Origin of the sequence: Pseudonocardia humida, assembly GCF_023898865.1 — a bacterium.
Taxonomy (GTDB): Bacteria; Actinomycetota; Actinomycetes; order Mycobacteriales; family Pseudonocardiaceae; genus Pseudonocardia; species Pseudonocardia humida.
In genome coordinates this window covers 101818-110320 of the sequence record NZ_JAGSOV010000025.1, presented here as the reverse complement: position 1 = coordinate 110320, position 8503 = coordinate 101818, and the positions used below count along the sequence as shown (strand labels likewise).

Below are 8503 nucleotides of genomic sequence, written 5' to 3'. Positions count from 1 at the left end.
TCGCCCCCCGCCGCAAACCACCCGGGGTTCTTTGGGACCGGTCCAAAACGACGACAGGTTCGTTCTCGACGGGTCGTGGCTCGGGGTGGAGCGTCACACCCCTGCACCGGGCGGGGTCCGGGGCGAACCGGAAGGATGCCCGCGTGGCTGATTTCGCGGTGTGGGCGCCGCTGCACGACCGGGTCCGCGTCCTGGTGGACGGGACCCCCCATCCGATGACCCCGGACGGCGCCGGCTGGTGGCGCTCCGACGTCGGCGGCGCCCAGCCCGGCGCGGCCTACGCGTTCCTGCTCGGCGACGACGAGACCCCGCTGCCCGATCCGCGCTCGCAGTGGCAGCCCGCAGGCGTGCACGGCGCCTCCCGGCTCTACGACGGCGACTGGCACATCTGGACCGACCAGTCCTGGACCGGGCGCCAGCTGCCCGGCAGCGTCGTCTACGAGCTGCACATCGGCACGTTCACCCCCGCGGGCACCTTCGACTCCGCGATCGAGCGCCTCGACCACCTGGCCCACCTGGGGATCGACCTGGTCGAGGTGCTGCCGGTCAACGCCGTCGACGGGCCGCGCAACTGGGGCTACGACGGCGTCGGCTGGTACGCCGTCACCGAGAACTACGGCGGCCCCGACGCCTTCAAGCGGTTCGTCGACGCCTGCCACACCCGCGGCATGGGCGTGCTGCTCGACGTCGTCTACAACCACCTCGGGCCGTCCGGGGCCTACCTCGACCGCTTCGGCCCGTACTTCGCCGGCTCCAACATCTGGGGGCCATCGCTCAACCTCGACGGCGCGCACTCCGAGCACGTGCGCCGCTTCGTCATCGACAACGCGAAGATGTGGCTGCGCGACTTCCACGTCGACGGCCTGCGCATCGACGCCGTGCACGCGCTGCGCGACACCCGCGCCACCCACCTGCTCGAGCAGCTCGCCGTCGAGGTGGAGGCGCTGTCAACGCACCTCAACCGGCCGCTCTCGCTGATCGCGGAGTCCGACCTGAACGACCCGCGGATGGTCACCCCCCGCGAGGCGGGCGGCTACGGCCTGCACGGCCAGTGGACCGACGACATCCACCACACCCTGCACACCACGCTCACCGGCGAGGGCCAGGGCTACTACGCCGACTTCGCCACCGCCGGGCTCACCGGCCTGCAGCACGTGTTCACCCGCGCGTTCCTGCACGAGGGCACCTGGTCGAGCTTCCGCCAGCGCAACCACGGGGCCCCGGTCGACACCAAGCGCATCCCCGGCCACCGGTTCCTGGCCTACCTGCAGAACCACGACCAGATCGGCAACCGGGCCACCGGCGACCGGCTCACCCAGACCCTCTCCCCCGGCCTGCTGGCCTGCGGCGCGGCCCTGGTGCTCGGCTCACCGTTCACCCCGATGCTGTTCATGGGCGAGGAGTGGGGGGCCCGCACGCCCTGGCAGTTCTTCTCCTACTTCCCCGACGAGGGCCTGCGCGACGCCGTGCGCAAGGGCAGGCGCGCCGAGTTCGCCGAGCACGGCTGGGGCGACGCGGAGGTCCCCGACCCGAACGCCGAGTCGACGTTCCTGGACTCCAAGCTCGACTGGGACGAGCCGGTCGGCGAGCCGCACGCCACCCTGCTGCGGCTGCACCGCGAGCTGATCGCGCTGCGCCGGGCCTGGCCGGAGCTGTCCGACCCGTGGCTGGACGAGGTCGAGGTCGACGTCGACGAGGTGGCCCGCACCGTCGTGCTGCACCGGGGCAGGCTGCGGGTGGCCTGCAACCTGGGCGGCGAGCCGGTCACGCTGGCGATGAACGGGACCGTCGCCCGCATCCTGCTGGCCAGCGAACCCGTCGAGGGCCACGAGGACGCGATCGCCCTGCCGCCGGAGGCGTTCGCGATCGTGCAGCTGGGGTGATCCGGGGTCCTTCCCGAAACGGCCCCGCGGGTGGGTCGGCTCGGTACCCTGCGTCCATGTCCGCCTCCCCCGACGAGCCCGGTGACCTCCGCAGGAGGGTGAGCGCGCTGGAGCGGCGCATCGAGGAGGTGGCGGCCGACGCATCGGCCGCCCGCCACCTCGCCGCCGCCAACGACCGCGACTACGCCGACCTGGCCATCAAGGTCGACGCCAACCGCTCGGCCGTCAACGCGCTCGGCGTGCAGACCGCCGCCCGGTTCGACCGGTTGGAGAACGAGGTGCGCAGCGGCTTCGGCGAGGTCCGCGCCAAGCTCGACCAGGCCGCGGCCGGTCAGCAGCGCATCGTCGAACTGATCACCGGCCTGATCGAGCGCGGGGACGACCGGTAGCGGCGCGACGAAGCCCCGGTCCCGCCCGTGGAGGGCGGCGCCGGGGCTTCGTCGTGGTCGGGTCGGGTCAGAGCAGGCCCAGGCCCTTGACGGCCTCGCGCTCCTCGTTCAGCTCGGCGACCGAGGCGTCGATCCGCGAGCGGGAGAACTCGTCGATCTCCAGGCCCTGCACGATCTCCCACGCGCCGCCCCGGGAGACGACGGGGAAGCTGGAGATGAGCCCCTCCGGCACGCCGTAGGAGCCGTCGGACGGGATGGCGGCGGAGGTCCAGTCGCCCGCCGGGGTGCCGTTCACCCAGTCGTGCACGTGGTCGATGGCCGCGTTCGCCGCGGAGGCCGCCGACGACGCCCCGCGCGCCTCGATGATCGCCGCGCCGCGCTTGGCCACGGTGGGGATGAAGGTGTCGCGCAGCCAGGCCTCGTCGACCTGCTCGGCGGCGACCTTGCCGTTGACCTCGGCGTGGTAGAGGTCGGGGTACTGGGTGGCCGAGTGGTTGCCCCAGATCGTCAGCTTGGTGATCTCGGTGACCGGCACCGACAGCTTCTTGGCCAGCTGGCCGACGGCGCGGTTGTGGTCGAGCCGGGTCATCGCGGTGAACCGCGCGGCCGGCACGTCGGGCGCGGCGGCCTGGGCGATCAGCGCGTTGGTGTTGGCCGGGTTGCCCACGACCAGCACGCGGATGTCGTCGGCCGCACCGGCGTTGATCGCCCGGCCCTGCGGGGCGAAGATCCCCCCGTTGGCCTCGAGCAGGTCGCCGCGCTCCATCCCCTTGCTCCGCGGGCGGGCACCGACCAGCAGCGCGACGTTGGCGCCGTCGAAGGCGGCGGTGGCGTCGTCGGTGATGTCGATGCCGCTCAGCAGCGGGAACGCGCAGTCGTCGAGCTCCATCGCGGTGCCCTCCGCTGCCTTCACCGCCTGCGGGATCTCCAGCAGGCGCAGCCGGACCGGGGTGTCGGGCCCCAGCAGCTGCCCGGAGGCGATCCGGAACAGCAGCGCGTAGCCGATCTGGCCGGCGGCTCCGGTGACGGTGACGTTGACAGGTGCGGTGGTCGACGCAGACACGCAGGCAGGCTAGCCCCCACCCGGCGCAGCCGCCGTGACGGGGAGCACCGGCGACGGGTGTCCGGTGACACATCGCCGGCACCCGCCGCTCTAGGCTGCCCGCCATGCCCGCCCCGTCCGGAGGGTCGCTCGACCCCGGCGCCACCCCGCTGCGCGACCGGATCCCGGCCCCCGACCTCGCCCGCGGCGGGATGCTGCTGCTCATCGCGCTGGCCAACGTGGTGTTCTGGGCGCACGGGCGCCCACTCGGGCTGCGCGGCTACCCGCCCGACCCGCGGGGCGTCGACCAGGTCGTCACGATCGCGCAGCTGGCGCTGGTGGACGGGCGGGCGTACCCGCTGTTCGCGCTGCTGTTCGGGTACGGCGTCGTGCAGCTGGCCCGGCGCCGGGCCGCGGTGGGCGTGCCCGCGCCCGCCGTGGTGCGCCTGGTGCGCAGGCGGGGCTGGTGGCTGCTGCTGATCGGTGTCGCGCACGGGGTGCTGCTGTTCCCCGGCGACGTCGTCGGCGCCTACGGCCTGGTGGCCGTGCTGCTGGCCGGGGCGCTGGTGCACGCGGCGGGCGACCGCGCCCTGCTGGTCGTGGTCGGGTGCGGCGCCACGGTGGTCACGGTCGTCGGCGCGGCGGTGGCGCTCGCTCCCGGGCCCGGCACCACCGCCGTGCTCCCGTCCACGGCCCTCGCCGATCCGCTGGCCGCGCTCGGCGCCCGCGCGGTCGACTACCTCGGCGGCGGTCTGATCGGCTCGGTGCTCGGGGTGTTCGGGGCGGTGGCGCTGGGCACGTGGACCGCCCGGCGCGGCCTGCTCGACGACCCCGCGGCGCACCGGCCCCTGCTGGTGCGCCTGGCCGTGGGCGGCCTGGGCGCCGCGGTGCTCGGCGGCCTGCCGCTGGCGCTGATCGCCGGTGGCGTCTGGGCGGCGCCCTTCGCCGTGACGGCGGCGGCGGGCGCCCTGCACGCCCTGACCGGCTACGCCGGCGGGCTCGGCTACGCCGCGCTGTTCGGGCTGCTCGCCCTGGGCCGCGCCGGGCGCGACCCCGGCGTCGTGGCGCGGGCCGTGCGGGCGTGCGGGCAGCGCTCGCTGTCGTGCTACCTGGCCCAGTCGGTGGTGTTCGCCGCCCTGCTGCCGGCGTGGACGCTCGGCCTGGGCGCGGTGCTCGGTCCCGGCGCGGCGGCGCTGGTGGCGATCGGGGTCTGGCTGGTGATCCTGGTCGCCGCCGCCGCCTCCGATCGGCTCGGCGCACGGGGACCGGCCGAGACGCTGCTGCGCCGGTTGACCTACGGGTCGCGCTGACCGGCCCCGCGAGTCGGGCGGTTGTCGGGATCCGCCACGGGTGCCGGTACCGCGGGGCTACCGTTCAGCCATGTCCCAGAGTCCCCCACCGGGGTGGCGCCCCGGCCCCGACGAGGAGCGACCGTCCTGGATGGGCGCGCCCGGCTACCAGCCCCACCAGGAGCTCCCCCCGCACGCGCCGATGCCCGGCGCGCCGCCGTACCCGGCCGGCATCGAGCCGGACCCGGCACCCGTGGGCCGACCCGGCCCGCGCACGAGCTACCCGCTGGCGCTCGGCGCGACCTCGATCGGCGCCGCCCTCCAGCTGGTGATCCTGCTGGCCCTGGCCGGGCCGCCGCCGTCGTCCGCGGCGTTCGGTGCGGTCGTCGGCAGCACGGTCGTGCCGACCGCGCTCGGCTCGCTGGTGCTGTGGCTCATCGCCCGCAAGCGCGCCTGGCCCTTCTGGCTGCTCGCGATCGTGGGGGTCGTGATCTACTTCGCCATCCGGCTGCTGGCCACGGCGTCACGGCTCGGCGCGGCCTGACGACCGCCCTCCCGGCGGGCGCCGTCACCCGGGATCGACCCCGTCGGTCGAGCGCCGCCGGGCGCTGATGACGCCGGTGTCGAAGCCCGCCACGTGCAGCCCGCCGTGGAACCGCGCGTGCTCGACCTTCAGGCAGCGGTCCATCACCACCTGCAGCCCGGCCGCCTCCGCCCGCCGCGCCACGGCCTCGTCGAACAGCCCGAACTGGGTCCAGAAGGTGCGCACGCCGGGCGGGAGCGCCAGCACGTCGTCGAGCACGGCGGGCAGGTCGGAGCGGCGCCGGAACACGTCGACCAGGTCCGGGACGACCGGCAGCTCGGCCAGGCTCGGGTAGCAGGGCCGCCCGAGGATCTCCGTCTCGTTCGGGTTGACCATCAGCACCCGGAACCGCGTGCTGGCCAGCAGGTACGTGGAGACGAAGTTGCTGGCCCTGGCCGGGTTGGCCGACGCCCCGACCACCGCGACCGTGCGCGTCTCGCGCAGGATGCGCAGCCGCTCGGCGGGGCTCGGGTTCTGCCAGGTGGAGGCGGTCGTGGTCATGCCGCACCCCCGGCGACCGGCAGGACGGCCGGGCCCGTCGCCGTGGCGAGGGCGCGGTCGAGGTCCCAGATGATGTCCTCGGCGTCCTCGAGGCCGACGCTGATCCGGATCAGGTCCGGCGGTACCCCGGCGTCGCGCAGCTGGTCGTCGGTGAGCTGCTGGTGGGTGGTCGAGCCGGGGTGGATGACCAGGGTGCGGGCGTCGCCGATGTTGGCCAGGTGGCTGCACAGCTGCAGCGACTCGATGAACCGCCGGCCCGCCTCCCGCCCGCCCTTCACCCCGAACGAGAACACCGCCCCGGGCCCCAGCGGCAGGTAGCGCCGGGCCAGCTCGTGGCCGGGGTGGCCGGGCAGGCCCGCCCAGCGGACGTACGCGATGCGCGGGTCGGCGGCGAGCCAGCCCGCGACCTCGTGGGTGTTGCGCATGTGCGCGTCCATCCGCTGCGGCAGCGTCTCCACGCCCTGCAGCAGCAGGAACGCGCTGTGCGGGGAGAGCGCGGGCCCGATGTCGCGCAGCTGCTCGGCGCGCAGCTTGGTCAGGAAGCCGAGCTCGCCGAAGTTGCCCCACCAGCTCAGCCCGCCGTAGGCGGGCACGGGCTCGGTCATCTGCGGGAAGTTGCCGTTGCCCCAGTCGAACCGGCCGGACTCGACCACCACCCCGCCCAGCGTGGTGCCGTGGCCGCCGAGGAACTTCGTCGCCGAGTGGATGACGACGTCGGCGCCGTGCTCGATCGGCCGGCACAGGTACGGCGTGGCCATCGTGGCGTCGACGACCAGCGGCAGCCCGGCGGCGTGCGCGACGTCGGCCAGCGCGGCGATGTCGGTGACGTCGCCGCTGGGGTTGGCCACGACCTCGGCGAACAGCAGCTTGGTACGGGGGGTGATCGCGGCGGCCATGCCGTCGGCGCCCGCGGCGTGCGGCACGAACGTGGTGTCCACCCCGAACCGGCGCAGCGTCACGTCGAGTTGGGTGACCGTGCCGCCGTAGAGCCCGGCCGCCGCGACGATGTGGTCGCCCGCGCCGGCGAGCGTGGCGAAGGTGAGGAACTCCGCGGCCTGCCCGCTGGCCGTGCACACCGCGCCGATGCCGCCCTCCAGGCTGGCCAGCCGCTCCTCCAGCACCGAGACGGTGGGGTTGGCGATGCGGCTGTAGATGAGGCCGTACTTCTGCAGCGCGAACAGGCTCGCCGCGTCCTGGGTGTCGCCGAAGACGAAGCTGGTGGACTGGTAGATCGGCACCGCCCGGGCCCCCGTGGTGGCGTCCGGGACGTGCCCGGCGTGCACGGCCCGCGTCCGGAAGCCCCAGTTGCGCTCGCTCATCGCTCTCCCTCGCTGCGCGAGCTCGGCGCTTCGCGCAAAGGCGCTGTGTTGAACGATTCGCTCGCAGGCTCGCTCATGAAGCCATCCTGCCCCGGCTCAGGCGTCGATGGTGAGCCGGTAGAGCGGGCGCACACCGCGCCGGTCGATCTCGGTGAACCCGGCCCCCTCGAACATCGAGGTGACCCCGACGTAGGCCTCCATCGCGATCAGCTCGCGGCGGGACTCGTCGAGCGGGTGGCCCTCCACCGCCTCCGCCCCCCGCCCGCGGGCGTGCTCGACCGCGGCCGCCAGCAGCGCGTGCGCCACGCCCCGGCCGCGGGCCCGCTTCGACACGACGAAGCACAGCACCGACCACACGCCCTCCCCCGGCGCCGGCTTGAGCACCCGGGTGCGCTCCAGGTGGGGCAGGAACTCCTCGCGCGGCGCGACGGACACCCAGCCGACGGGCCCCTCGTCGTCGTAGGCGAGCAGCCCCGGCTCCGCCCCGGAGGCCACGATCTCCTCGAACGCCCCCCGCCGCTCGTCGACCTGCATCGCGTTCCACCGCGGCTTGGGCATCCGGAAGTACGTGCACCAGCAGCGCCGCGGCTCACCGCCCTCGTCGAACAGCGCCACGAGATCGACCCACCGCTGCGACGTGACCGGCCTGATCGTCAGCTCACCCACTCGTCAGGTGTACCCGCGCACCCCGACAACCCCCCGTCGAGAACGAACCTGTTGTCGTGTGGACCGGTCCAAACGACGACAAGTTCGTTCTCGACGGTCAGGGGGTGGGGGCGAGGTGCTCGCGGAAGAAGTCGAGGATGCGGCGGTGGGCGTCGCGGGCGCTGGGCTCGTGGTACTCCGCCCGCAGCGGCAGGTGCGGGCCGAGGCGGCCCATCAGGCCGTCGGTGCGGGTGAAGAACGAGTGCCCGGCATCGGGGTAGACCTTGACGTCGTGCGGCTGGCCGAGCTCGTCGAGGCGGGCCGGGAGCTTGTCCGCGAACCCGCGGGTGGTGCGGTCGCGCCCGCCGAAGCTGGCGACGACCGGGCACGCCCGGGGCAGGTCGACGGCCTGCGGGTAGAACGGCGCGCTCACCTTGTACAGCCCGGTGCGGGCCAGCAGCAGCGCGAAGCTGCCGCCCATGCAGAAGCCGATCGCGCCGACGCGCTCGGCGTCGACCTCGGGGCGGGCGACCAGCCAGCGGCGCGCGTTCTCCAGGTCGTGCAGGGCGCGGCCCTCCCCGCGCAGCATCGTGCGCATGGTCCGCAGGACGCACAGCGGCTTGGGGCCGGCCGCGGCGAACAGGTCGGGGATCAGCACGACGTAGCCTTCGGCGGCGAGGTCGCGCGCGACGCGCTTCATCTCGTCGGTCATCCCGAACGCCTCGTAGATCATCAGCAGCGCCGGGCGGGGCGTGGCCCCGGGCTCGTCGGGGACGGTCAGGACGCCGGGGTAGCGGACACCACCGGCTCCGGTGAGGGTCACCTCGGTCTGCACCCGGCGGACACTACCGC

Annotated in this window: 9 protein-coding genes; 4 read left to right on the top strand and 5 right to left on the bottom strand. The window is 74.4% G+C overall.

Translation table 11 applies throughout. The features are described 5' to 3' along the window. Nucleotides 1-143 precede the first annotated feature (143 nt). Nucleotides 144-1883 (top strand): malto-oligosyltrehalose trehalohydrolase, encoded by a 1740-nt coding sequence (gene treZ / locus KDL28_RS13125; RefSeq protein WP_252438235.1) that lies wholly within the window; start codon nt 144-146, stop codon nt 1881-1883. Nucleotides 1884-1939: 56 nt separating this feature from the next. Next, complete coding sequence (locus KDL28_RS13120; RefSeq protein ID WP_252438233.1) at nt 1940-2272, top strand: hypothetical protein; 333 nt, start codon at nt 1940-1942, stop codon at nt 2270-2272. 67 nt (nt 2273-2339) lie between these two features. Here KDL28_RS13120 and KDL28_RS13115 read toward each other — a convergent pair whose 3' ends face one another. Next, entirely contained in the window at nt 2340-3335 is a 996-nt protein-coding gene (locus KDL28_RS13115; RefSeq protein WP_252438231.1) for a malate dehydrogenase, read from the bottom strand. Nucleotides 3336-3439: 104 nt separating this feature from the next. On the opposite strand from KDL28_RS13115, the gene KDL28_RS13110 reads away from it, so the two are divergent. Further along, a complete protein-coding gene (locus tag KDL28_RS13110) occupies nt 3440-4624 on the top strand; it encodes a DUF418 domain-containing protein (protein WP_252438229.1) in 1185 nt (394 codons plus the stop codon). 70 nt (nt 4625-4694) lie between these two features. Then, nucleotides 4695-5147, top strand: a complete 453-nt coding sequence (locus KDL28_RS13105; RefSeq protein ID WP_252438227.1) for a hypothetical protein — start codon at nt 4695-4697, stop codon at nt 5145-5147. Between the two features lie 24 nt (nt 5148-5171). Here KDL28_RS13105 and KDL28_RS13100 read toward each other — a convergent pair whose 3' ends face one another. The 4 genes from KDL28_RS13100 to KDL28_RS13085 all read right to left on the bottom strand — a co-directional run bounded on the left by KDL28_RS13100 (nt 5172) and on the right by KDL28_RS13085 (nt 8486). Further along, nucleotides 5172-5687 carry a CoA-binding protein gene (locus KDL28_RS13100; RefSeq protein ID WP_252438225.1) on the bottom strand — a complete coding sequence of 172 codons (516 nt, stop codon included), beginning with the start codon at nt 5685-5687 and terminating at the stop codon, nt 5172-5174. Then, entirely contained in the window at nt 5684-7006 is a 1323-nt protein-coding gene (locus KDL28_RS13095; protein ID WP_252438223.1) for an O-acetylhomoserine aminocarboxypropyltransferase/cysteine synthase family protein, read from the bottom strand. The genes KDL28_RS13100 and KDL28_RS13095 overlap by 4 nt, the downstream gene beginning before the upstream one ends. A 96-nt stretch (nt 7007-7102) precedes the next feature. Next, the gene (locus tag KDL28_RS13090; RefSeq protein ID WP_252438221.1) at nt 7103-7672 is read right to left on the bottom strand and encodes a GNAT family N-acetyltransferase; all 570 of its coding nucleotides are present in this window, start codon (nt 7670-7672) and stop codon (nt 7103-7105) included. Nucleotides 7673-7769: 97 nt separating this feature from the next. Beyond that, complete coding sequence (locus KDL28_RS13085; protein ID WP_252438219.1) at nt 7770-8486, bottom strand: dienelactone hydrolase family protein; 717 nt, start codon at nt 8484-8486, stop codon at nt 7770-7772. Between the last annotated feature and the right edge of the window lie 17 nt (nt 8487-8503).

Coding starts and splice junctions, on each gene's coding strand:
- KDL28_RS13120 (WP_252438233.1), top strand. CDS start 1,940: ATGTCCGCCTCCCCCGACGAGCCCGGTGACCTCCGCAGGAGGGTGAGC.
- KDL28_RS13110 (WP_252438229.1), top strand. CDS start 3,440: ATGCCCGCCCCGTCCGGAGGGTCGCTCGACCCCGGCGCCACCCCGCTG.
- KDL28_RS13105 (WP_252438227.1), top strand. CDS start 4,695: ATGTCCCAGAGTCCCCCACCGGGGTGGCGCCCCGGCCCCGACGAGGAG.
- KDL28_RS13100 (WP_252438225.1), bottom strand. CDS start 5,687: ATGACCACGACCGCCTCCACCTGGCAGAACCCGAGCCCCGCCGAGCGG.
- KDL28_RS13095 (WP_252438223.1), bottom strand. CDS start 7,006: ATGAGCGAGCGCAACTGGGGCTTCCGGACGCGGGCCGTGCACGCCGGG.